Source organism: Streptomyces anthophorae, from assembly GCF_049310305.1.
Classification (GTDB): Bacteria; Actinomycetota; Actinomycetes; order Streptomycetales; family Streptomycetaceae; genus Streptomyces.
Genome location: NZ_JBLWQQ010000001.1, coordinates 9,286,985 through 9,310,037, shown reverse-complemented (window position 1 = coordinate 9,310,037; position 23,053 = coordinate 9,286,985). Strand labels below are relative to the sequence as shown.

General features: G+C 71.1%; 26 protein-coding genes. 9 read left to right on the top strand and 17 right to left on the bottom strand.

Translation table 11 applies throughout. The features are described 5' to 3' along the window. Window positions 1–2 precede the first annotated feature (2 nt). The gene (locus tag ACNYS0_RS42505) at window positions 3–764 is read right to left on the bottom strand and encodes a sulfite exporter TauE/SafE family protein (RefSeq protein WP_422482266.1); all 762 of its coding nucleotides are present in this window, start codon (window positions 762–764) and stop codon (window positions 3–5) included. Window positions 765–822: 58 nt separating this feature from the next. Continuing rightward, window positions 823–1,548 (bottom strand): GntR family transcriptional regulator, encoded by a 726-nt coding sequence (locus ACNYS0_RS42500; RefSeq protein ID WP_422482264.1) that lies wholly within the window; start codon window positions 1,546–1,548, stop codon window positions 823–825. A gap of 381 nt (window positions 1,549–1,929) precedes the next feature. On the opposite strand from ACNYS0_RS42500, the gene ACNYS0_RS42495 reads away from it, so the two are divergent. Next, window positions 1,930–2,670 carry a hypothetical protein gene (locus tag ACNYS0_RS42495; RefSeq protein ID WP_422482262.1) on the top strand — a complete coding sequence of 247 codons (741 nt, stop codon included), beginning with the start codon at window positions 1,930–1,932 and terminating at the stop codon, window positions 2,668–2,670. Between the two features lie 78 nt (window positions 2,671–2,748). Then, window positions 2,749–3,402: a dihydrofolate reductase family protein gene (locus ACNYS0_RS42490; RefSeq protein WP_422482260.1), complete on the top strand. Its 654-nt coding sequence runs from the start codon at window positions 2,749–2,751 to the stop codon at window positions 3,400–3,402. Window positions 3,403–3,430: 28 nt separating this feature from the next. Here the strand turns inward: ACNYS0_RS42490 and ACNYS0_RS42485 are convergent, their stop codons facing one another. Together ACNYS0_RS42485 and ACNYS0_RS42480 are read right to left on the bottom strand one after the other, a co-directional pair. Further along, a complete protein-coding gene (locus ACNYS0_RS42485; RefSeq protein ID WP_422482258.1) occupies window positions 3,431–4,669 on the bottom strand; it encodes an NADH:flavin oxidoreductase in 1,239 nt (412 codons plus the stop codon). A 26-nt stretch (window positions 4,670–4,695) separates the two neighbouring features. Next, complete coding sequence (locus tag ACNYS0_RS42480; RefSeq protein WP_422482256.1) at window positions 4,696–5,289, bottom strand: TetR/AcrR family transcriptional regulator; 594 nt, start codon at window positions 5,287–5,289, stop codon at window positions 4,696–4,698. A 147-nt stretch (window positions 5,290–5,436) separates the two neighbouring features. Between ACNYS0_RS42480 and ACNYS0_RS42475 the strand changes: the two genes are divergently transcribed. From ACNYS0_RS42475 to ACNYS0_RS42460, 4 genes are all read left to right on the top strand, one after another. Then, on the top strand, window positions 5,437–6,405 hold the full coding sequence (locus ACNYS0_RS42475) for an LLM class F420-dependent oxidoreductase (protein ID WP_422482254.1): 969 nt from the start codon (window positions 5,437–5,439) through the stop codon (window positions 6,403–6,405). Window positions 6,406–6,412: 7 nt separating this feature from the next. Continuing rightward, entirely contained in the window at window positions 6,413–7,027 is a 615-nt protein-coding gene (locus tag ACNYS0_RS42470; RefSeq protein WP_422482252.1) for a cysteine hydrolase family protein, read from the top strand. Window positions 7,028–7,202: 175 nt separating this feature from the next. Continuing rightward, entirely contained in the window at window positions 7,203–8,795 is a 1,593-nt protein-coding gene (malX, locus tag ACNYS0_RS42465) for a maltose/glucose-specific PTS transporter subunit IIBC (RefSeq protein WP_422482250.1), read from the top strand. Between the two features lie 3 nt (window positions 8,796–8,798). Next, window positions 8,799–9,983, top strand: coding sequence for a MalY/PatB family protein (locus tag ACNYS0_RS42460; RefSeq protein ID WP_422482248.1), 1,185 nt, complete (start codon window positions 8,799–8,801; stop codon window positions 9,981–9,983). A 9-nt stretch (window positions 9,984–9,992) separates the two neighbouring features. Here the strand turns inward: ACNYS0_RS42460 and ACNYS0_RS42455 are convergent, their stop codons facing one another. The 3 genes from ACNYS0_RS42455 to msrA all read right to left on the bottom strand — a co-directional run bounded on the left by ACNYS0_RS42455 (window position 9,993) and on the right by msrA (window position 12,570). Beyond that, complete coding sequence (locus tag ACNYS0_RS42455; protein ID WP_422482246.1) at window positions 9,993–10,175, bottom strand: hypothetical protein; 183 nt, start codon at window positions 10,173–10,175, stop codon at window positions 9,993–9,995. A 70-nt stretch (window positions 10,176–10,245) separates the two neighbouring features. Then, the gene (locus ACNYS0_RS42450) at window positions 10,246–11,973 is read right to left on the bottom strand and encodes an MFS transporter (protein ID WP_422482244.1); all 1,728 of its coding nucleotides are present in this window, start codon (window positions 11,971–11,973) and stop codon (window positions 10,246–10,248) included. 87 nt (window positions 11,974–12,060) lie between these two features. Further along, window positions 12,061–12,570, bottom strand: a complete 510-nt coding sequence (msrA, locus tag ACNYS0_RS42445; protein ID WP_422482242.1) for a peptide-methionine (S)-S-oxide reductase MsrA — start codon at window positions 12,568–12,570, stop codon at window positions 12,061–12,063. A 252-nt stretch (window positions 12,571–12,822) separates the two neighbouring features. On the opposite strand from msrA, the gene ACNYS0_RS42440 reads away from it, so the two are divergent. Together ACNYS0_RS42440 and ACNYS0_RS42435 are read left to right on the top strand one after the other, a co-directional pair. Next, a complete protein-coding gene (locus ACNYS0_RS42440; protein ID WP_422482239.1) occupies window positions 12,823–14,187 on the top strand; it encodes an FAD-dependent oxidoreductase in 1,365 nt (454 codons plus the stop codon). A 136-nt stretch (window positions 14,188–14,323) separates the two neighbouring features. Further along, a complete protein-coding gene (locus tag ACNYS0_RS42435) occupies window positions 14,324–14,740 on the top strand; it encodes a 5-carboxymethyl-2-hydroxymuconate Delta-isomerase (protein WP_422482237.1) in 417 nt (138 codons plus the stop codon). Window positions 14,741–14,762: 22 nt separating this feature from the next. Here the strand turns inward: ACNYS0_RS42435 and ACNYS0_RS42430 are convergent, their stop codons facing one another. From ACNYS0_RS42430 to ACNYS0_RS42385, 10 genes are all read right to left on the bottom strand, one after another. Further along, a complete protein-coding gene (locus tag ACNYS0_RS42430) occupies window positions 14,763–16,130 on the bottom strand; it encodes an FG-GAP repeat domain-containing protein (RefSeq protein WP_422482235.1) in 1,368 nt (455 codons plus the stop codon). Window positions 16,131–16,224: 94 nt separating this feature from the next. Beyond that, entirely contained in the window at window positions 16,225–16,821 is a 597-nt protein-coding gene (locus ACNYS0_RS42425) for a bifunctional 4-hydroxy-2-oxoglutarate aldolase/2-dehydro-3-deoxy-phosphogluconate aldolase (protein WP_422482233.1), read from the bottom strand. Window positions 16,822–16,850: 29 nt separating this feature from the next. Then, window positions 16,851–17,114: an HPr family phosphocarrier protein gene (locus ACNYS0_RS42420; protein WP_422428625.1), complete on the bottom strand. Its 264-nt coding sequence runs from the start codon at window positions 17,112–17,114 to the stop codon at window positions 16,851–16,853. Then, window positions 17,111–18,214 carry a DgaE family pyridoxal phosphate-dependent ammonia lyase gene (locus ACNYS0_RS42415; RefSeq protein WP_422482231.1) on the bottom strand — a complete coding sequence of 368 codons (1,104 nt, stop codon included), beginning with the start codon at window positions 18,212–18,214 and terminating at the stop codon, window positions 17,111–17,113. Before ACNYS0_RS42415 ends, ACNYS0_RS42420 begins: the two co-directional genes overlap by 4 nt. 25 nt (window positions 18,215–18,239) lie before the next feature. Further along, window positions 18,240–18,983, bottom strand: coding sequence for a DUF4310 family protein (locus ACNYS0_RS42410; protein ID WP_422482229.1), 744 nt, complete (start codon window positions 18,981–18,983; stop codon window positions 18,240–18,242). 13 nt (window positions 18,984–18,996) lie between these two features. Beyond that, window positions 18,997–19,785, bottom strand: a complete 789-nt coding sequence (locus tag ACNYS0_RS42405) for a DUF4311 domain-containing protein (protein ID WP_422482227.1) — start codon at window positions 19,783–19,785, stop codon at window positions 18,997–18,999. Between the two features lie 4 nt (window positions 19,786–19,789). Beyond that, window positions 19,790–20,125, bottom strand: coding sequence for a DUF4312 family protein (locus ACNYS0_RS42400; RefSeq protein WP_422482225.1), 336 nt, complete (start codon window positions 20,123–20,125; stop codon window positions 19,790–19,792). Then, entirely contained in the window at window positions 20,122–20,490 is a 369-nt protein-coding gene (locus ACNYS0_RS42395; RefSeq protein WP_422428630.1) for an SFCGS family glycine-rich protein, read from the bottom strand. The genes ACNYS0_RS42400 and ACNYS0_RS42395 overlap by 4 nt, the downstream gene beginning before the upstream one ends. Before the next feature lie 24 nt (window positions 20,491–20,514). Then, a complete protein-coding gene (locus ACNYS0_RS42390; protein WP_422482223.1) occupies window positions 20,515–20,910 on the bottom strand; it encodes a hypothetical protein in 396 nt (131 codons plus the stop codon). Between the two features lie 45 nt (window positions 20,911–20,955). Beyond that, window positions 20,956–22,116 carry an amidohydrolase/deacetylase family metallohydrolase gene (locus ACNYS0_RS42385; RefSeq protein ID WP_422482221.1) on the bottom strand — a complete coding sequence of 387 codons (1,161 nt, stop codon included), beginning with the start codon at window positions 22,114–22,116 and terminating at the stop codon, window positions 20,956–20,958. 181 nt (window positions 22,117–22,297) lie between these two features. Here ACNYS0_RS42385 and ACNYS0_RS42380 point away from each other — a divergent pair, with 181 nt between their 5' ends. Continuing rightward, window positions 22,298–23,044 (top strand): IclR family transcriptional regulator, encoded by a 747-nt coding sequence (locus tag ACNYS0_RS42380; protein ID WP_422482219.1) that lies wholly within the window; start codon window positions 22,298–22,300, stop codon window positions 23,042–23,044. Window positions 23,045–23,053 lie beyond the last annotated feature (9 nt).

Here is a 23,053-nt window from a genome sequence, read left to right as displayed (position 1 = left end):
ACTCAGTGCAGGGCCAGGAACGGTGCCGACGCGAGGAGGAAGGCCACCATCGCGTACTTGAGGCGGCGGGCCGGGAGGGCGTGTGCGATGCGCCAGCCGATGAGCACGCCGACCAGTTCCGGCACGCCCACCAGCGCCGCGAGCCGCCAGTCGACGGTGCCGTGCGCCACGTACGCCACCGTGCCCACGCTCGCGATCACGATCGACTGGGCCTGGGCGGCGGCCAGCGACGACAGGACCGGCAGCCCGGCCACCACGAGCAGCGGCACGCTCAGCATGGGGCCGCCGAGCCCGAAGAGGCCGGCCACGACCGCGACGACGACACCGATCAAGGCCGTGCGGCCCAGTGGGATGTGCGCGCGCTCGGCACCGTCCGCGGCGCGCCGGTCGCGCACCCACACGAGGATGCCGGTGACGACGACCGCGCAGGCCAGCAGGATCCCGAAGCCGCGCCCCGCGACCAGGGTGTTGCACAGCACGCCCAGCGGCGCCCCCACGAGGGCGGCACCGGCGAGCACGGCGGCGCAGCGCCGGGTTCCGGGGTCCCGGAACTGTCCCGAGCGGGCGTACGCCGCCGTGCCGAGCAGGCCCGTGGCGACGTGGGTGACGATCGCGGTGCCGGCCACGCCGGAGGGCGTGAGGCCCGAGAACAGGAACAGACCGATGGTCGGCAGCACCCCGCCGGGTCCGATGGCGGTGATCCCGATGCCGCCGAGCAGCCCGAACACCGCGAGGAGGACGAGGTGTGTCGTGTCGAGGTTCATGTCCGCTCCCACCCGCGCTGCCGGTCTCCTGGTCGTTCGCTTCGCACGTGCGGCTCCTTCAGTCCCTGGGCAGGACGGCTCGCAGGGCGAACCGGTCGGCGCGCACCCGCAGTGACTCGGCGTCGACCGGGCGGCCGTCCGCGAGCCTGGTCAGACGGTCGATGGTGAACAGCGCTGCGCCCTCCGCCACGTCCAGCAGGCGCGCGGTGTCCGGGTCGGCGGTGACGGCGTGCACGGTCACTTCGGCGCTGCCGAGGCGCGTACCGCTGGTCTCCTCGATGAGCGCGAACAGATCGCGGCCCGCCAGGTGGCGGTCGAGCAACGGGCGGCCGATGTCGGGGGCGAGCCAGGTCGAGTCGAGGGAGAGCGGGTCGGCGTCGAGTGATCGCAGGCGTTCGATGTAGACCGCCTCGGAGTGCTCCGGGAGGCCGAGGCGCTGTGTGATGGCGGGCGGGGCGTGCGGCACGACGCGTGCCTCGCGCACCTCGTTGGTGACCGCGCCGTACGCGGTCAGCTCCTCGGCGAGGCCCACCAGCCGGGAGAGCCCGTGCCCCGCCTTGTGCCCGGTCACGAGGGTGCCGATGCCGCGCCGCCGCGTCACGACACCCTCGTCCCGCAGCATGTTCAGCGCTTCGCGCACGGCGTTGCGGGTGGCTCCGAGCGAGTGGCCGAGGGCGCGCTCGTCAGGCAGCACACCCTCGTACGCCCCGTCGACGATCCCCTGCCGCAGCACGTCGGCGACGCGGCGTGCCCGGTCTGCCCGGGATCCGTCACGGTCTTCCATACCTGTCCCTTCTGTGCGGTGCATGTGACGGCAGACCGTACGCCCCCTCGTGTTTCGCGGGTGTTACGCCACCCCCTCCGACCTGCACAAACGCCTGACCTGCGGTGGAGTGGCGAGGAGGGGCCGCAACGCCGGTTCATCCGGGTGACACCGGGGTGTCGACCCGAGGGGCGCGAGGGTGAACTCCCGCGGCCCGTCAGCGGCTTCGGTGGCATCGGACGCAAGCCCTGTGCGCGTCAACACGCCAACTCCCTTACCGTAAAAGGTGACCGATCTGTGCTGACGTGCCACGCGGTGGGCACCCGGGTGAGTAGCATCCGGCCCTACAGCACACACGTACACACACCGACAGATCACTCCTTGCCACGAAAGCGAGCCACCATGTCGGACACCACGCCCCAGACCGAGCTCAAGGCCCGTTACGCCGACCGGATCCGCGACGACATCGCGCACAACGAGAGCGAGTTGAAGCGGATCAGCGAGGAAATCTCTTCGCTCCAGGCCGAGTTGGGCACGCTCGAAGAGAACCGCGCTCTCCTGGAGAGCATGTTGAAGTCCATCGGCAGCGGCGAACTGCCGCCCCTGCCGGTGCCCGCACCCGAGAAGGCGGCAGGCAAGGCGGCGGCCAAGGTGCCGCGCCAGAAGTCGCGGGACACGACGGCGCCGAAGCCCGCGCGGGCCAAGAAGACCCGCGAGAGCGCCGCGGCCCCCGCCAAGGCGGCCAAGGCCGCGAAGCCCGCCAAGTCCGCGGCGGCCACCAAGCCCAGCGCCCCCGCCGCCGAGAAGACCGCGCCGCAGGGCTCCACGCTGGTCGAGCTGATCGTGTCCCAGCTGGAATCCGAGACCAGCCCCCGGTCGGCCGCCGAGATCACGTCGACGCTTCAGAAGGCGCACCCCAAGCGGGAGTTCAGCACCAAGGTCGTCCGCAACACGCTGGAGGCCCTGGTCGCCAAGGCCCGCGCCGAGCGCACCCGGCAGCAGCGTTCGGTGTTCTACGTCGCCTCGTCCGGCGCCGACAAGGCCGCGAAGGACACCGCCGGCACCAGGGCCGGGGCGGACACCAAGGCCGGAGCGGACAAGGCGGTGGAGAGCAAGGCCGGGGCGAAGGGCGGCGCCGCGTGACACCCCGCCCGGCACCTGCGCGATGAGTCTCGTTCGCCGTGGCAGTCTCACAGTTGTCGATCACGCAGGAGGAGCCCCGTGAAACAGCAACTGCTGAAGGTCCAGAATTTCAACGTGTCCGCGGACGGGTTCGGCGCAGGTCAGGGCCAGAGCCTGGAGCGGCCGTTCGGCCACGCCGACCCCGGGCAGATGTTCGCCTGGGCCGGGGCCACGGCGAGCTGGCCCAATCGCACGGATCCGGGCGGCTCCCGCGGCCTCGACGACTATCTGACGCGGGACTACTCCCACAACATCGGCGCCGAGATCATGGGGCGCGGAAAGTTCGGGCCCCAGACCGGGCCCTGGCAGGACCACGAGTGGCGGGGGTGGTGGGGCGAGGAGCCGCCGTTTGGCACCCCGGTGTTCGTCATGACCCACCACACGCGCCCGTCGATCACCCTGTCCGACACCACGTTCCACTTCGTCGACGCCGACCCCGGCACCGTCCTCAAGCAGGCGAGGGTGGCGGCGGAGGGCAAGGACATCCGGCTCGGCGGCGGAGCCACCACCATCCGCGAGTTCCTCGAGGCGGACCTCGTCGACACGCTGCACGTGGCGGTCGCCGACGGTGTCACGCTCGGCTCCGGCGCCAAGCTCTGGGACTCCCCCGACGACCTTCTGGACCGCTTCCACCTCGATGTCGTGCCGAGCCCGACGGGCGCGGTGCGGCACCACCTGTTCTGGCGGAAGTGACGCCCTGCGCGCGGGCAGTGTCAGCTGTTCAATGGCCCCGCGCGTGGAAGGGTTCCGGCTCGATCAGGACGCAGCGCGTGCCGGTGTAGATGGTGGGCATGCAGCGGTTGCAGTGGATGCACAGCGAGTGCGTGGGCCGGTCGGCCGCACGGTCCTCGGCGAAGCGCTTGATGAGGCCGGGTTCGCGCAGCAGCGCGCGCCCCATCGCCACGAACTCGAAGCCCTCCGCCATGGCCTGTTCGGCGGTCTCACGGTCCGCGATGCCGCCGAGCAGGATCAGCGGCAGCCTCAGCGCGGCCCTGAACTGGCGCGCCGAAGGCAGCAGATACGCCTCCTCGTAGGGATAGGCGCGGATGAACTTCTTTCCGACGCGCTCGATGCCGAACCTCTGGGGCTGGGGGAACGTGGCCGCGAACTGGCGCACGGGCGCGCCCCCACGGAACAGGTACATGGGGTTCAGCAGGGAGCTGCCCGCGGTGAGTTCGAGCGCGTCGACGCTGCCGTCGGCCTCCAGCCAGGCGGCGGTGCGCAGGCTCTCGTCGAGCCAGATGCCGCCGGAGACACCGTCGTCCATATTGAGCTTGGCGGTGATCGCGATCTCGTCGCCGACCTCGTCGCGGACCGCGCGGGCCACGCCCCGGGCCACCTTGGCCCGGTTGGCGAGGCAGCCGCCGTACTCGTCCTTGCGCTTGTTGAGTTTCGGGCTGAGGAAGGAGCTGGCGAAGTAGTTGTGGCCGAGGTGGATCTCCACCGCGTCGAATCCGGCCTCGACGGCGGTGCGGGCCGCGCGGGCGTGGGCGCGGGTGACGCGCGCGATGTCGTCGCGGGTGGCCGGGCGGGCGAAGCGGAAGGACTGGAGGTTCAGGAAGCGGCTGGGGGCGAGCGCGGGCAGTCCGTTGGAGGCGGGGTCGGCGACGGGTCCCGCGTGGCCGATCTGCGCCGAGACCGCGGCGCCCTCCGCGTGCACGGCCTCGGTGAGCCGGCGCAGGCCGGGCACGGCCTCGGGCCGCATGTGGATCTGGTCGCGTTCGGTGCGGCCCTCGGGGGCGACGGCGCAGTACGCGACGGTCGTCATGCCGACGCCGCCGGCCGAGGGGCGCCGGTGGTACTCGATGAGTTCGTCGCTGACCAGGGCGTCGCGGGTGACACCTTCGAAGGTGGCCGCCTTGATGACGCGGTTACGGAGGGTGAGGGGCCCGAGGCGCGCGGGGGCGAGCAGATCGGGAGCGGGCCCGGTGGTGTCGCGGGTGGAGTCGGCTGTGCTCATGGCTGTGCAACTCCTCAACTGTCGGTTCACGGACGGGCGTCGAGGCCCGCCGTGACGAAGGCGATGACCGTGTCCGCCGGGGGACGCGGGGTGCCGCCCAGCTCGGCGGTGGCCAGCTGCGGCTCCCCGTAGAGCTGGAGCAGCAGGTCGAACGTCATGCGCAGGCGGTGCCCCGCCTCCGCCCTGGAGAGCTCGGGCCGCGCGGCGCACAGCAGCTCGCGCCACGGGCCGTGCCCGAACCACCGCTCGTCAAAGGGGAGTTCGCGGCGGCGCAGCACGACACGGGCGAGCAGGTGCAGCAGCATGCGGCCGTGCGGGGTCCGGGTCAGCTCGTCGAGCGGCCGCACCAGTACCTCGACGAACTCCTCGACGCGGGGTGTCCTTCCGTCGGCCGCCTTGCGCTCCACGTCGGCGAGCGGCCGCGCCCACAGCGGGCCCAGCCGGCTTTGCAGCAGCGCGGCGACCAGGTCTTCCTTGGTGCCGAAGTGGTAGTGGACCGCGGCCGGATTCATGCCCGCTTCCGCGTTGACCGCGCGGACCGACACCTGCTCGTACCCCTTGGCGAGGAAGAGCCGTTCGGCGGCGTCCAGCAGTGCCGCCCGCGTGGTGTCGGTGGGCATGCGCGCAGGAAAGCACGGGGCGGCACACTTTTCAATCAGTGATGGAAACAGTGCTGAAAACAGTGGTGGAAACAGTGGTGGACAATTTCCCGTCGAGCAGAATCGCCCAAACTGTTAGATATCGCTCCGACAGGGAACGCGGTGACCATGGACATCGGATACACCTTGATGACCGAGCAGGCGGGACCGTGCGAGCTGGTGGGTCACGCGGTCGGGGCCGAGGAGACGGGGTTCGACTTCTCGGTGACCAGTGACCACTACTTCCCCTGGCTGCGTTCCCAGGGCCACTCCCCGTATGCCTGGAGCGTGCTCGGGGCGGTCGCGCAGGCGACGTCGCGGCTGCCGCTCATGACGTACGTGACCTGTCCGACCTTCCGCTACCACCCGGCTGTGGTGGCGCAGAAGGCGGCGACGATGCAGCTGCTCTCCGAGGGCCGTTTCCGCCTCGGGCTCGGTTCCGGGGAGAACCTCAACGAACACGTGGTGGGTCAGGGCTGGCCCGCGGTGGATGTGCGGCACGAGATGTTCGAGGAGGCCGTCACGATCATCCGCGCCCTGTTCGAGGGCGGGCACGTCACGCACCACGGCAGGCACTACGACGTGGACTCGGCCCGTCTGTGGGATCTGCCCGAGACCGCCCCGCCGATCGGCATCGCCGTGTCGGGCGAGCAGTCCTGCGCGCTTGCGGGCCGCCTCGCCGATCTGCTCATCGCCACCGAGCCCAAGGCGGACCTCCTGGCCGCCTTCGAGCGGCACGGCGGCGAGGGCAAGCCGCGCATCGGCCAGCTGCCCGTCTCCTACGACCCCGACCGCAGGGCCGCGGTCGCCCGCGCGCACGAGCAGTTCCGCTGGTTCGCCGGCGGCTGGAAGGTCAACGCCGAGCTGCCGCACCCCGATTCCTTCGAGGGCGCGACCCAGTTCGTAAGGCCCGAGGACGTCGCGGAGTCGATCCCGTGCGGCGACGACGTGGAGGAGTTCGTGAAGGCGGCGCGGCCCTTCGCCGACGCCGGATTCACCGGTCTCGCGCTGGTCCAGATCGGCGGCGACCAGCAGCGCGGCTTCCTCGAGTGGTCCGAGGAGAAGCTGCTGCCCGCCCTGCGCGAGGCCTTCGGATGAGCCGGCGATGACCGAGCGCACGCCCGCCCCGTCGGCCGATGGCTCGGCGCTCGTCGTGATCGACATGATCAACACCTACGACCACGACGACGCCGAGCTGCTGCTGCCCGCGTCCCGCGCCGTCGTCCCCGCCGTCGTGGAACTGCTCGACCGGGCGCGCACCGCCGGGGTGCCGGTGATCTACGTCAATGACAACTTCGGCGAGTGGCGCTCGCACCACGGCGAACTGGTGGAGGCCGCGCTTGCCGGTCCGCACGCCGAGCTGGTGGAGCCGCTGCGCCCCGACGGCGACTCCCTCTTCGTCGTCAAGGCCCGCCACTCGATCTTCTACGAGACCCCGCTCTCGTACCTGCTGTGGGAACTGGGCGTCGGGCACATCGTGCTGTGCGGCCAGGTCACCGAGCAGTGCGTGCTCTACTCGGCGCTGGATGCGCACATCCGTCATCTGCGGACCACGGTGCCGCACGACGCGGTGGCCGCCATCCATCCGGAGCTCGCGAGCGCCGCGCTGGAGATGATGCGGCGCAACATGGGCGCGCACATCGTGGCGGCCTCGGAGGTGGCCTTCACGGACCAGGGGCCTCGTGACGGATCGGCGAAGGGGCGGGCCCCTACGCCGTAGACAGGGCCCGACCTGCTGTGATCTCATCCGTTGCAGCGGATCGGACACCCTCGACGCTGCTCGACGGGCGATCCCTGTGTGTGGCACGTGACCCGACCGCTCGCGTCGGCTCGTGACCCCTGTGGGCCGGCTCCCGCACGCCTCCCGCACAGGTCCGAAAGACGACACACCTCCCATGCACAAGACCAAGGCCGCGCTCTGGGAGTTCCTCCAGAGCCTCGGCAAGACGTTCATGCTCCCCGTGGCGCTGCTCGCGTTCTGCGGCATCATGCTGGGCATCGGCTCCTCGCTCTCCAGCGAGGCCGTCACCGGCAATCTGACCTTCCTTCAGGGCCAGGGCTTCCACCTGGTCTTCACGTGGATGGCCAATACCGGCCAGGTCGCCTTCCAGTTCCTGCCCGTGATGTTCGCGATGGCCATCCCCCTCGGGCTCGCCCGAGAGGACAAGGGCGTGGCCGCGTTCTCCGGCTTCGTCGGCTACGCCGCGATGAACCTCGCGGTGAACTTCTTCCTCACCGCCAAGGGTGTGGACTTCGACGACGCGAAGACCATCGCCCACTACGGCATCGCCGATGTCATCGGCATCCAGTCCATCGATACGGGACTCCTCGGCGCGGTCGCCGTTGGCATCGTTGTCAGCTTGCTTCACCAGCGGTTTCGTACTCAGCGGATGCCCGACGCGCTGGCCTTCTTCGGTGGTCTGCGCTTCGTGCCGATCATCTCCGCGCTGACACTGAGCGTGCTCGGCCTGCTCATCCCGCTGGTGTGGCCAACGTTCAACGGCTGGATCACCGACCTGGGCCGCGCGATCGGTCACGCGGGGGTCTTCGGACCGTTCTTCTTCGGCATGGGCGAGGTGCTGCTGCGCCCGGTGGGCCTGCACCACATCCTCGTCGCCATGTTCCGCTTCACGGACGTCGGCGGCTCCGGCGCGGTGTGCGGGGACCAGGTCTCCGGCGCGCTGAACATGTTCTACGCGCAGCTCAACTGCTCGAAGCCGCCGACGGCCGCCGTCACGGACGCGACCCACTTCCTGTCGCAGGGCAAGATGGCGGCCTACCTCGGCGGTCTGCCGGGCGCCGCGCTCGCGATGTACCACTGCGCCCGCAAGAGCATGCGTCCCGAGATCAAGGCGCTCCTGGTATCCGGTGTCGTGGCCTGTGTCGTCGGCGGCATCACCGAACCGCTGGAGTTCCTGTTCCTGTTCATCGCGCCGTGGCTGTACTTCCTGCACGCGGTCCTCGTCGGCCTCGGCTTCCTCGCCGCCGCCGTTCTCGGGGTGTTCATCGGCAACACGGACGGCAATGTCATCGACTGGCTCGTCTTTGGAGTGCTGCAAGGGACGACCACCAAGTGGTATCTGGTGCCGGTGATCGCCGCCGTGTGGTTCGCGGTCTACTACTTCCTGTTCCGCTGGGCGATCGTGCGCTTCGACCTCAAGACGCCCGGCCGCGAGGAGGAGACGGCCGAGGACCCGAAGGACGCGGCGGACGAGTCCGGTGCGCCCCGCGAGCTGGTCGCGGGGAAGTACGACGCGGTGGCGATCCTCGATGCGATCGGCGGCGCGGACAACATCACCTCGCTCGACAACTGCATCACACGGCTTCGGCTGACGGTCGAGGACGCGGAGCGCGTGGACGAGCCGCGTCTGAAGAAGCTGGGCGCCGTCGGCGTCGTGAAGCTCGACGCGCACACCGTGCAGGTGGTCATAGGCCCGCAGGTGCAGTCCGTGAAGGACGCCATCGCCACGATGGTCCCGGTGGGCTGAGCCGTGCGAGACCCCTCCCCCGGCTCCGCCGGCTCCCCCGTCTACGAATTCGACACGGTCGTCGACCGGCACGGCACCTGGTGCACGCAGTGGGACTACGTCGAGGACCGCTTCGGCGTGCCGGACCTGCTGCCGTTCACGATCTCCGACATGGACTTCGAGACGGCCCCCGAGGTCCTGGCGGCGCTGCGCACCCGGCTCGAACACGGCGTCCTCGGGTACTCCCGCTGGCGCCACGAGGACTTCCTGTCCGCGATCGTGGACTGGTACGCCGCCCGGCACGACGCCCCCGTGGACCCGCAGTCCATCGTCTACGGCCCGTCCGTCATCTACCAGGTCGGGCAGCTGCTGCGCCTGTGGTCGCGGCCCGGCGACGGTGTCGTGACGCACTCGCCGACCTACGACGCCTTCCCCAAGACGGTGGCCGCGCACGAACGGCGGCTGCTCACCTGCCCGTTGGGCGACTGGGCGGAACTGGAGCGGCTGCTGGCGCTGCCGGACACCTCGGTGCTGCTGCTGTGTTCCCCGCACAATCCCACCGGTCACGTCTGGACGGCGGCGGAGCTGGACCGCATGGCGGACCTGTGCGCGCGCCACGGTGTGGCGGTCATCAGCGACGAGATCCACTCGGACCTCGCCCACCCGCCGGCCGTGCACCGGCCGTGGACGCTGCACGCGGTCCCCGGTACCCGGTGGGCGGTCGCCACGTCCGCGTCGAAGTCCTTCAACATCCCGGCGCTGACCGGAAGTTACGGCATCGTCGGGGACCCCGGCACTCGGGACGCGTACCTGCACCGGCTCAAGGAGGCCGACGGTCTGTCGTCCCCCGCGGTGCTGTCGGTCGTCGGCCACATCGCGGCCTACCGGGAGGGCGGCGCATGGCTGGACGCGCTCGGCACGTATCTGCGCGGCAACCTGTCCTACGTGGCGGAGCGCCTGGCCGAGGCGTTCCCCGAACTCGCCTGGACGCCGCCCGAGGCCGGCTACCTCGCCTGGATCGATCTGCGCCCCCTCGGCATCGACGAGGAGGCGCTCCAGCGTGAGCTGGTCGAGCGGCAGCGGGTGGCGATCATGCCGGGCACCGCGTACGGCGCGGCCGGCCATGTGCGGCTCAATGTGGGCTGCCCGCGCTCCAAGGTGGAGCGCGGGGTGAGCGCCCTCATCGACGGCGTACGCGCGATCCGCTGAGAATCGGGCTCAGCGCACGAGTGCGTAGATGAGCCAGCCGAGGAGGAACAGCACCACGATCCCGGTCAGGATCGCGGTGCCCTTCCCCGGTTGCCCGCGCAGCTCCTGCTCGAGCTCCTTCTCCTTGATGAAGGCCTTCGTGTCTTCTTCGGTGCGTGTGCGCACCCACTGGCCACTTGACGGTCCGAACATCCCCGTACCTCCCCGTTGTCAACTGATCCTTCGTCTCACCGAATCGCGGCGGATCAAACGTGGCGGCGGCTCAGGCCCCGGCGCCGCGCAGTTCGGCAAGGGCCGCCGCCGTCAGCGGGCGCGGCGGCGAATCCGTGCCGGTGCCGACGAGGACGACGGTGCAGGCGCAGGCGTGGGTGAGCGCGGTGGTGAAGCTGCCGTCGGCGAACTGGGCGAGCGGGCCGCGCGGCGAGTGCCCGACGGCCACGACGCGCGCGCCCGCCTCCGCCGCGTGCCGGGCCAGCGCACGGCCGGCGGCGGCGTGGTCTCCGACGCTGTTGAGCACCTGCCCGCCGGCGGCCACGCCCTGCCCCGCGAGCCGGTCGAGGTGGTCCTGCACGGCGGCGCGGGCCTGGGCCAGGTCCTCGGCGTCGGCGGCCTGGTCGTCGACCACGGCGGTCTGCCGGACGTGCACGACCTCCAGCGGGCTGCCGGTGTCCCGGGCGAGGCGCGCGGCGGCGTCGACGATGGCGGGCGCCCGGTCGTGGTCCCCGACGGCGACGACGACGCGCGGGTCGGAGCCTCGGGCCACGGCGCCCACGGGCGTGAGCGACGGCTGGACCGGCTCTCCCCCGCCCAGGTCCGCCTCGGCCCGCAGCAGCAGCCGGTGCCCGCTGGCGAGGACCGGGATGGCGAGGAGGAAGGTGAGCGCGGCCAGGTAGAAGGGCACGCTGAGGTCCATGGCGTCGGCCAGCCTGCCCGCGACGTACGGGGCGAGGCCGCCGCCGATGAAACGCAGGAAGCCGTACGCGGACGAGGCGACGGGCCGTTCCACCGGCGAGACCAGCATGACGGCCTGCGTGGTGAGCGTGTTGTTGATGCCGATGAAGGCACCGCTGACGACGACCGCGACGATCACCACGGTCGGCGTCGAGACCCCGGCGGCGATGACCGCCATCACGACGCCGAGGCAGAACAGATTCGCGTAGAGGACGGCCGCGGTGCCGTAGCGGGCCTGAAGGCGCGGGGCGAAGTAGACGCTGAACAGGGCGACGAGGAGCCCCCAGCCGGTGAAGACCAGGCCGAGCCGGTGGGCATCGAGTTCCATGGGGTACGGCGCGTACCCGAGCATCGTGAAGAAGCCCCAGTTGTAGAGCAGCGCCATGACGCCCATGGTCAGCAGTCCGCGGTGGCGCAGCGCCTTGAGCGGGGCGAGGGGCGACGTGATCCTTTTGGGCCTGGGCAGGTCGGGGACGAAGGCGATCGTGGCGATCAGCGCGATGGCCATCAGGACGGCGACGCCGAAGAACGGTCCGCGCCAGCTGATCGCCCCCAGCTCGCCGCCGAGCAGCGGTCCGACGGCGATGCCGAGGCCGAGCGCGGTCTCGTAGAGGATGATCGCGCCGCCGAAGCCGCCGCTCGCGGACGCGACGATGACGGCCAGGGACGTGGCGATGAAGAGCGCGTTGCCGAGCCCCCAGCCGGCCCGGAAGCCCACGATGCCGTTGATGGAGCCGGTGGCTCCGGCGAGCGCCGAGAAGACGACGATGACGCTCAGGCCGATGACGAGGGTGCGCTTGGCGCCGAACCGGCTGGAGAACCAGCCGACGACGAGCATCGCGACCGCGGTGACGATGAGATAGCTGCTGAACAGCAGGGACACCTGGCTGGGCGTGGCATGCAGGCTGTCGGCGAGGGCGGGCAGGATCGGGTCCACGAGACCGATGCCCATGAAGGAGATGACGCAGGCGAACGCGACGGCCCAGACGGCCTTGGGCTGCTTGAAGGGGCTCGTGGTCTTCGACTCCCGCTTATGCATGCAGCCATCATGTATTTACGTGTACACGGAAACAAGATGCCTGCGGGCACCACTCCCGACAGGGAATGGTGCCCGCACGGCGAAGGCTCAGGCGGCCCGCTTCGGCAGCTTCCAGTTCGGCCGCGGGAAGTGGCAGGTGTAGCCCTCGGGGTAGCGCTCCAGATAGTCCTGGTGCTCCGGCTCGGCCTCCCAGAAGTCACCGACCGGCTCCACCTCGGTCACGACCTTCCCGGGCCACAGGCCGCTCGCCTCGACGTCCGCGATGGTGTCGACGGCGACCTGACGCTGGGCCTCGTCCGTGAAGTAGATCGCGGAACGGTAGCTGCGCCCCAGGTCGTTGCCCTGGCGGTCCTTGGTGGTCGGGTCGTGGACCTGGAAGAAGAACTCCAGCAGGTCCCGGTAGGTGATCACCGACGGGTCGAAGACGATCTCGATGGCCTCGGCGTGGTCGCCGTGGTTACGGTATGTGGCGTTCGGGGTGTCACCGCCGGAATAGCCCACCCGCGTCGACAGCACACCCGGCCGCTTGCGGATCAAGTCCTGCATTCCCCAGAAGCAGCCGCCCGCCAGCACGGCCCTCTCTGTTACCTCCGACATACGTCACTCCCTGCGCTACCTGATGACACGACGAGCAGATCCAACAGGTCCAACAGACCGCGACCCACAGATCTTCCAGCTTAGGCCGGGCCCCTCAAGCGAAGCTATCGACCCCCATAAGGCAGCCTTATGTGCCCATAGACCGGACCCGCCTACTTTCTAAGGCTTGCCTTACTTTAGGCTTCCCCTCAAGCACTCGTGGCCCGACCAGCACGTACGGACCATGGGAACCACTCGAAGGGAACCTGAACCATGCCTCGCCCCCTGAGGGTCGCCATCGTCGGAGCCGGCCCCGCCGGCATCTACGCCGCCGACGCCCTGCTCAAGTCCGAAGCGGCCTCCGAGCCGGGGGTGTCCATCGACCTCTTCGAGCGCATGCCGGCCCCGTTCGGCCTGATCCGCTACGGCGTCGCACCCGACCACCCGCGCATCAAGGGCATCGTGAAGGCCCTGCACCAGGTTCTCGACAAGCCGCAGATCCGCCTCTTCGGCAACGTCGACTACCCGCGCGACATCGACCTCGACGACCTGCGCGCCTTCTACGACGCGATCGTCTTCTCCACCGGCGCCACGGCGGACCGGGCGCTCGACATCCCGGGCATCGAGCTCGACGGCTCCTACGGCGCCGCGGACTTCGTCTCCTGGTACGACGGTCACCCCGACGTCCCGCGCACCTGGCCGCTGGAGGCCGAGAAGGTAGCCGTCCTCGGCGTCGGCAACGTGGCGCTCGACGTCGCGCGCGTGCTCGCGAAGACGGCGGACGAACTGCTGCCGACCGAGATCCCCGCCAACGTGTACGAGGGCCTGAAGGCGAACAAGGCCCTGGAGGTCCACGTCTTCGGCCGTCGTGGCCCCGCGCAGGCGAAGTTCAGCCCCATGGAGCTGCGCGAGCTCGACCACTCCCCGTCCATCGAGGTCATCGTCAACCCCGAGGACATCGACTACGACGAGGGCTCGATCGCCGCCCGCCGCAGCGAGAAGCAGACCGACATGGTCGCCAAGACCCTGGAGAACTGGGCGATCCGCGACGAGGGCGACCGCCCGCACAAGCTGTTCCTGCACTTCTTCGAGTCGCCGACCGAGATCCTCGGCGAGGACGGCAAGGTCGTCGGCCTGCGCACCGAGCGCACGGAGCTGGACGGCACCGGCAACGTCAAGGGCACCGGAAACTTCACGGACTGGGACCTCGGCGCCGTCTACCGCGCGGTGGGCTACCTCTCCGACGAACTGCCCAAGCTGCCCTGGGACCTCAAGTCCGGCACCGTCCCGGACGAGGGCGGCCGGGTCATCCAGGAGAACGGCGAGCACCTTCAGTCGACGTACGTGACCGGCTGGATCCGGCGCGGCCCCGTGGGCCTCATCGGGCACACCAAGGGCGACGCCAACGAGACCGTCGCGAACCTGCTCGCCGACCACGCGGAGGGCCGCCTCCAGGAGCCGGTCTCGCCCGCCCCGGAGTCCGTCGAGGAGTTCCTCGGCGAGCGCGGCATCCGGTACACGACCTGGGACGGCTGGTACAAGCTGGACGCCGCCGAGAAGGCGCTCGGCGAGCCCCAGGGCCGCGAGCGCGTGAAGCTCGTGGAGCGCGAGGAGATGCTCGACGCCAGCGGGGCGTGACACGACGGGTGAGGGCTCGGCCGCCTTCGGCCGGGCCCTCACCCGTACCCGCGGGTTCGAGGCACGAGACGTGACGGGATAAAGTGGCGTTCAGGTAGATGTAAAACCCACTCACCTTGTCCGCCACGGAGGCGCCGTGCCTCAGATCACCGTCGACTACTCGCCCCGACTCTCCGACACGCTCGACCGGCGCGCCCTCGCCACGGAGCTGCACGCCTTGGTCGTCGAGGGGTCCGGCTCGCGCGGCACCTGCAAGACGTTCTTCCGCGCCGCCACGGAGACGTACGTCGTCGGCAGCGAGCACGACGACGTGCCGGTCGTGCACGTGGAGGTGGCGCTGCTCCCGGGGCGCAGCGAGCGGACCATGACACGCCTTTCGCAGCGGATCCTGGCGCTGCTCCTGGAGCACGTGCGCGCGGACTCCGGTCCCGACGTGGTGTGCTCGGTCGAGGTGCGTCCCCTGGCGGCGTACAGCCTGTACCCGACGCGCCGCGAGTGGAGCGCGAGGACGGGTCCCCGCCCCGAGCACCGCGGGTGCACACCGGCCGCCTAGGGCCTGTCGTTTGGATCAGGCCCTAGCGCGGAGGCCGCGCCACCTTCCTGACGTCGAACGACTCCAGCCGTTCGCCCGAGCCGTCGACCACCCGCCAGGCATCGCCCTGCGCCAGGACCAGCTCGTCGCGGCCGTCGCCGTCGAGGTCGGCGGCGGTCTTCAGGCGGCCCGCCCCCGGCAGCCGGCGCCACGGCCGGGAGCCGAGTCCCGCCGATCCGCCGCGCAGCACCTCGACGCGGTCATGGCCGCCCACCCGGTCGTCGTCGCTGCGCACCGCGAGGTCGTCGCAGCCGTCGCCGTTGACGTCCGCGGCCATCAGGTCGATGCCGAAACCGCCCTTGCGGGTCCCTCCGTCGAAGACGACCGGGGCCTCGGGCGCCCTGCCGTAGCGGATCGTCACCTTTCCCTTGCGGTCGCGGGGTGCGAACTCGTCGTCCATCGGGATGCCGCTGTCGCCGAGGGCGATGTCGGGCCTGCCGTCGCCGTCGAAGTCGCCGACCGCGACGTTCTCGCCCGTCGGCAGCCGTTCGGCCCGCGCGGCCAGGCCGCTCGCGGTGTCGGATCCCCCGGCCAGCAGTGTGGGATGTTCCGGTTCGCCCACGTCGTACACCAGAAGATCGGTGGCCCCGTCGCCGGTCATGTCCGCCGCGACGAGCCCCAGACCGACGACGGCGTCGGCCGAATCCGTGTACGGGTCGGAGCGTTCGGTGATCCGCGCGGGCCTGCCGTCGCGGGTGAACGGGCCGCTCAGGACCACGAGGTGACGCTTGTGCAGGCCGGTGCGGTAGGTGGCCAGGTCGGCGTGGCCGTCGCCGTCGAAGTCGCCGGTCACCGGCGGGTCCTCGTAGGCGTCGTTGCCCCTGCTGATCCGTACGGGCTGCCCCTTGCCGATGTGCGGCAGCGAGACGCGGGCGGCCTTGTGAGCGGGGTCCGGACCGTGGGCGCCGCCCCACTGCACATGGGCGCTGCCGCCCGCCACGAGGTCGAGCGGGCCGTCGCCGTCCAGGTCGGCGAGGACCGGAGGGGACTCTTCGTAGGTCATGGCATCGTGCTCGGGCAGGTCGAAGTCCGTGGGCGTGAACACCGTGCGGTCGTCGGCCCGCGCGCCGTGCAGCAGGGCGATCCGGCCGGTCTGATAGACGTCGCCGTTGCTCGCCGGGACGCCGAGCGCCAGGTCCCGGCGGCCGTCGCCGTCGAGGTCCGGTGCGGGCCTGCCCGAGTTCTTGGCGGCCGCCGCCGAAGCCTCGCAGGCGCTGTCCGGGACGGGCGGGTACCCCTCCTGGTGACGGGCGCCCGTGGCGGTGCCCAGGAGCAGCGCGGTGGCGAGCAGGCCGATGCCCGGTCGCCACCGCGATCCGCCTCGGGGTGGTGTGGCCGGCTCGCGTGTCATGGGGCCACTACAACGGATGCCCTCGCCCGGTATCCAGTGCCATGATCACCCTGTTACACCCATGCGACATCGGCGTCGCACTTCGCAGCGTTCGTCAGCGCGCGACGCGTTCCTTCAGCCGCGCCACATTGGCCGCCACGTCGCCGCGGGTGAGGTCGCTGCCGATGCTCACCGTGAAGGCTCCCGCGGCGAGCCACGTGGCGGCGTCGTCCACGCTCACACCGCCGGTCGCCATGATCCGGGCGCCCGGCAGCACGGAGAGCACCGACTTCAGGTAGGCGATGCCTCCGACATGGCCGGGGAACAGCTTGGCGACGCCCCGGTCCGCCGCGGTGCGCAGCTCGCTGGGCGTGAGGCCGCCCTCGACCAGGAGCCGGCCCGCGGCGTCGGCGACCGGACGCACCTCGGGCACCTGGAACGGACTCACCAGGAAGTTCGCACCGGCGGCCAGGGCGCGTTCGGCGATGTCGGGCGAGGTGACGGTGCCGAGGCCGAGCGTCACCTCGGGGAACTCCTTGGCCCAGGCCATGACGAGGCCCTCCCACCCCGGGGTGGTGGCGGTGAACTCGAAGGCGGTGAGGCCGCATTCGACGAGGGTGCGGGCCACCGCGTCGGCGGTGTCCGCATCGGCCTCGCGCACGGTCGGGGTGACGCGCGCGGCGCGCAGGGCGTCGATGACTTCGGCGTGCATGGGTGTCTCCGGTCGGGTACGGGCCGTGGTCATGCCGGGGCCGCGATCTCGGCGAGCGCGTCCAGGGTCGACTCGGCGTCGGCCCCGCTGGCGCGCAGCACGATGGCGTCGCCGCAGCGGATGTTGAGGGTCATGAGCGACAGGACGCTGCGGGCGGGGACCTCGTGGCCGTCGTCCCGTGCGACGGTGACGTCGGCCGCGGCACGGGCGGCGATCTGGGCGAAGGCGGTGGCGGGGCGGGCGTGCAGTCCTGCCTCCTCGGTGACCACGAGGCGGCGTTCGACGACGGTCATCGGTTGTTCTCTCCGTCCAGCAGTGCGGTCAGCCGGTCCACCAGCTGGTTCTCTTCGTCGGGGTTCATGGGGCGCGGGTCGATCGCGAGACGTCCCGTGGCGGCGTGATGGTCCCTCAGGTACACACCGACCGCGGCGAGTTCGGCGGCGAGAGCGGCCGCGTCGCGGCCCGCGGCCTCGGGGTCCACGGTGAGTTCGGTGCGGTGAATGTCGCGGCCCGCCTCGTCGCCGACGACGCGGGTGGTGAGGCCCGGCAGGTCCGCGAGGCGCGCGGCGAGCTTCTCCATGCGGGTCCGGTGCCCGCCGCCCGGGGCGGTGCCGTACTCGCGCAGCGCCTGGACGAGGCCGAAGAGCGTCTCCTTGCCGACCTTCATCGGGCGGGCGACGCCGCCGTACTGGGCCCGGCACGCCGCCATGCGCGCGGCGCTGCCGCAGATCATCCCGGACGTGGGTCCGCCGACGGCCTTGCCGCCGCTGTAGATCACGAGGTCGGCGCCGGTGGCGGGCCAGCGGCGCAGCTCGCCCTCGGCGGCGGCGTCGACGATGACCGGGAGGCCGTGGGCGCGGGCCACCTCGATGGTCTCGGCAAGGGACACCATGCCTTTCTGTACGGCGTGGTGGGACTGGACGTACAGCAGGGCCGCGGTGCGCGGGCCGATCGCGCCGGCCAGGTGCTCGGCGCGCACCTTGTTCGCGGAGCCGACCTCGACGGGGCGGCCGCCGCCGAGCGCGACCATCTGCCGTACGGGCGCGCCGAAGTGGACGGAGTGGCCGCGCGGCAGGATCACCTCGCAGGGGGCGTCGCCCGCGTCGGGCAGGGCTTCGATGCGGGACACGTCGGTGCCCGCGATGACCGCGGCGACCGCGATGGCGATGCCGGAGGCGGCGCCCGTGGTGGGGCAGCCGTCCTCGGTGCCGGTGGCGCGGGCGATCTCGCGGCCGACGGCGACCATCAGGTCGTCCATGACGACGTGGTGTCTGGCGGCCTCGCCCATCGCGGCGACGACGCCGTCGCTGAGGACACTGCCGCCCAGCGCCGTCATCTTGCCGCTGGCGTTGATGGCCGGCGGTGTGCCGAGGTCGTGGTGGAGAGAGTGCACGGTGTTTCCTAAGGCCTGGGGGCGGTCACTTGCCGGGAATCGGGAAGAAGAGGCCCGCGATCATCGCGCCGATGATGGCGCCGCCGGTCAGCGGCTTCTGCCACTTGTAGAAGAGGGCGGCGCCGATGGTCGAACCGATGCCGACCGGCAGGGACGCGGTGGCGGCGGAGATGATGACGAGCGGGCCCAGATAGCGTCCGGCGGAGTTGCCCGCGCCCATCATCACGTCGGCGCCGAAGGTGGAGGTGCCGCCCGTCGAGTTCACGGTGGCCCGCCGGATGGCGAGGATCGCGATGCCGATCAGGCCGCCGAGGAGGGCGCCCACCGGGATCGCGAGCCAGAAGTGCTCGAGCGGGGCGGTGAATCCGGCGCCGAGCAGCATGGCGGGGATGCCGATGCCGACGCCGGTCTGGAGGGAGCCGCCGATGTCGAGGATGCCGACCATGGGCCCCTCGATGACGCGGGCGAAGAGGAAGCCCGCGCCGAAGGCGGCCGCGGCGCCGTAACTGCCGTTCTCCATACCGGCCTTGAGCATGGAGGCGACGGCGACGTCGCTGAACACGCCGGTGTGGTAGACGTAGTACAGGTGTGTACCGGTGAAGATGCCGGCGGCCAGGCAGGCCACGAAGACGGGGAAGGCCCATTCGGCGAGCCAGAAGCTGCCCTCCCCCGGGACCTTGGACAGGAAGCCGCCCTTGGACTGCTGCTCCCCCGATCCGGAGTTCTGCGCCGGTATGCCGCCCGAGGCGGCGGTTGATGTCTCGGTCATGTCGCTGCCTGCCTCACTCGGGCTTGGTGCCGGTCACGTCGTGGAAGTGCGCGAGCCAGTGCGGGATGTGCACGTTCAACTGCTCGAGCAGGGTGAGGTCGGCGCCGCGCAGGACGGTGCTGGCCGCGAACAGCGTGATGACCACACCCGCGAGGGACTTGGTGACCTTCGTCCAGCCGAGGTCGTCGACGCCCTTGCCGATGACGATGCCGAGCACGATGCCGGGCACGGCGTTGCCCATCACGAGGTGGCCGAGGCCGCCGAGGACGGTGCCCCAGGCTCCGGCGCGCCGGCCCGCGTCGACGGCGGCCATCCAGAAGATGATCGGCATCACGGGGTTGATCAGCCACTCCGACGCCGGCCCGAGCACCTTGGCCGCGACCTCCTGGAGCGAGTGCGGGATCGAGGCGGCGGTGGTGTTGAGCAGGGTGACGAGGACCATGCCGACGGCGGTGCCGGTGATGGCCATGCGCCGGGGGTTGTGCAGGGTCTCGGCGAGCCTGCGATTCTTGATCATCGCGACCGATGCGGTCCAGTGCGGCACGATGCGGTGGTCCACGTCGGAGGTGAGCGCACCGGTGCCGACCGCGCTGGACCAGGCGTTGAACAGGAAGCCCAGGCCGAACGAGAAGTGCGCGACCGGGTCGTTCTGACAGGCGTTCAGTTCGCCGAGCGTTCGGAAGGCGCCCATGCCCTGGACCTTCGGCGCGTGGAACATGCGGGCCACGCCCGCGGAGGCACCGAATCCGATGAGTCCGCCGATGACGAGGGACTCCAGCAGGACGGTGAGGGTCTCGTTCATCGGGTCACCTCATGTGCAGGGCGTGCTGGACCGGCGAGAGCCGCTCCTCGCGCACCGCGAAGTCGACGGATTCGAGGTCGAGGGAGGCCACCTGCACCTCGACGCGCAGGGTGAGTTCGAAGCGCTGACGGGTGCGGGGGAAGAGGAGCCCGAGGAAGCGTTCCGTCCAGCGGTGCTCCACGGCCGAGACCACTTCGAGTTCGAGGGGCTCGACGCGGAAGCACACGCCGTCGGTCAGCTTGTCGACCGACGACTGGACCTGCCCGATGGCGGTGGCGAACGCCTTGTCCCTGGTGGGTCCCGAGCCGGTGAGCCGCAGGGTGTGGCGGCGCTGCTTCACGAGGCGTCCTTCCCCAGCTTCTTGAGGAGCGCCTCGGTCACCTTGAAGCCCAGTTCCTCGCTGTCGAGGAAGCCGAAGCCGAGGACGGTGCGGCCCTGCTCGACGGCGGTCACCCCGGCCTGCGCCGAGCGCATGCCGAACTCGATCTCGTGGCCGTACTTGGCCTTGGCGGTGACGGCTCCCGCGCCGCCGCTGCCACAGAAGGAGATGCCGAGCGCGGCGCCCTCCGCGGCCATCACGTCGCCGACCTTCATGTCGGCGCCGGGGCCCGCGATGAGGACGGGCTCGCCGCCCGCCGCGCGTACGCCGTCGGCGACGGCCTGGCCCTTGCCGAGCCGGTGTCCGATCACGATCTTGACTGTCATGGCGGTGCTCCTTGGTGGGTGGGGTCAGGCCTGCGGTGTGGACTGGTGCTGGAGCTGTGCCGCCGCCTCGAAGTGCAGGGCGAGCAGCAGGACTTCGGTGTCCCCGGCGAGGAATTCGCGTGGGGCGCAGTAGGTGTCGATGAGGGTGCGGGCGGACACGATGCGGTCGGCGCGCAGTTCGGAGGCGAGTGCCGGGTCGAGCGGGTCGAGGTGTTCTGAGGTGCGCACGCGGCGGACGAAGGCGAGCGCGTGCACGGCGAGGGCGAGCATCCGGGTGTCGTCGAAGACGATCCCGGCGACCTGCGCGTGGGCCCGGGCGATCGGCAGGAACTCCGCCAGGTCGGCCCGGTCCTCGTCGGTGACGGGCTGCGAGGTGTCCTGGACGGCCGTCGCGAGCCGTTCGATCAGGGGCGTGCTCATTCACGGGCCTCTCGGTGATTCGGTGGAGCGGTCGGTGGGCGGGACTCAGCCGGTGGCGGCCTTGAGGGGGTGGAGGCGTCCGGCACGCACCGTCGCGACCGCCTCCAGGTGGGTGTGGGTGGTACGGGTGCGGCCCTCGGCGTCGGTCAGGGCGAGCGAACCCTCGGCGAGCCTGAGCAGCGTCAGGTCGGCGGCGGCGCCGACGCGCAGGGTGCCCAACTCCTCGTCCAGGCCGAGGACTTGCGCGGGGTGCAGCGTGGCGCACCGGATCACCTGGTGCGGCGACAGGCCGAGCGCGAGCAGCTTGTTGAGGGTGGTGACAAGGGAGTGCACCGGGCCCTCGACATTGCCCACGTGCACGTCGGTGCTGATGGTGTGCGGGTTGAAGCCGGCGGCGAGGGCGCGTTCGGCGGTGGCGAGGCTCAGGCTGGCGCTGCCGTGGCCGATGTCGAGGCGCACTCCGCGTGCGACGGCCCGGCGCGCGGCGTCCTCGCTGCCGAAGAGACCGCCGGGCTTGCCGTGGAAGGCGTGCGTGACGACGTCGCCCTCGCCGAGCAGGTCCAGTACATCGGCGAGGCGCGGCGGCTCGTTGCCGACGTGCACCATCACCGGCCGCCCGACGCGCGCGGCGACCCGCTTGGCGGCCTTCAGGGGTGCGAGGCCGCTGTCGCCGAGAACGGAGCAGCTCATCCGCACCTTGATGCCGCGCACCCGGTCGGGGTGTTCGCGCAGCAGCTTCTCGGTCGCGGCCTCGTCGATGTCACCGGGGCCGCCCGCGAGTTCGGTGCGGCCGTGGACGAGCCCGTGCCGGGAGATGTTGAGCCAGCTCAGGACGCGGGTCCCGGCGGTCTCGACAACGTTGCCCTGGAAGTCGTCCCAGTGGTCGCTGCCGCAACTGCCCGCGTCGACCACGGTGGTGACACCCTGCTGGATGCCGACCGTGTCGGCGGGCACACCGAGCGAGGTGCGGGGCGCGTAGACGTGGGTGTGCAGGTCGATCAGGCCGGGCGCCACGAGCAGGCCCGTGGCGTCGACCCGCTCGTCCGCGGTCAGCGTGCCGGGCTCCCCCGTCGCGACGATCCGGCCCCCCTGTACGGCGAGGTCACCCGCGTAGGGCTCCGCGCTCAGCGGGTCGGCCAACAGCCCGCCCGAGACGACGAGATCGAATCGTTGCGGACCTGCGGAAGGAGCTGCGTGCACGGCCATGGACGGCGACCTTTCCCCGGCATGAAAGTGGTGCGTACGACGACGGGCGCAGCGCGGCGCGGCTGGCGCACCACCGCTGCTGGACACCCGAGTTGAAGACCCGAGAACGTTCCGTGGAGTAGAATGGCGTTCCGCTCGGCGGATCGAGTGGAAACATAGCCCGCGTCTCCTCGGAGGGTCAATGGAAGCGAGCAAGCCCGCGAATTCCGTCGTCAAGGCGCTTCGAGTGCTGCACGCCGTGGCGCGTTCGGACGGACCGCACCGGCTCGGCGACATCGCGGAGCGCTCCGGCGTCTCCAAGGCCAGCACGCACCGGGTCCTCGCCACGCTCGTCGAGGAGGGGTACGCGGCCGCCGACGGCGAGGGCCGTTACGGCTGTGGCAACCAGCTGCGCGCGATGGCCGCGCAGGTGCTGGCCGACGACGCGGTCGGCATCGACGCCGTGCTGCGCGCGCTGCAACAGCGGCTCGGGCAGGCGGTGCACCTGGCGGTGCCGAGCGGGGACCACGCGACGTACACGCACAAGGTCGACCCGGGCCACGCCTACCGGATCGCCACCGACGTGGGGGCGCCGCTGCCGCTGCACGCGACCGCCGCGGGCAAGGCGCTGCTGTCCCATCTGCCGGCCGAGGAGGCCGCCGCCGTCCTGGATCGCACCGGGCTGCCCGCCCGCACCTCGCACACGCACACCGACAGGGCGGAATTGATCAAGGAGTTGGCCGCGATCCGCGACGCCGGGTACGCCACCGACTACGAGGAGGCCGACGCGTCGATCTGCTCGATCGCGGCCCCGGTCCTCGACGCGGACGGCACACCGGTCGGCGCCGTCTCGGTCTCCTCGCTCACCTTCCTCGTCACCGAGGAGCAGCTGGCCGGGTTCGCACCGGCGGTGCGACAGGCGGCGCAAGACGTGTCACGGCGTCTGTGACGCCACACC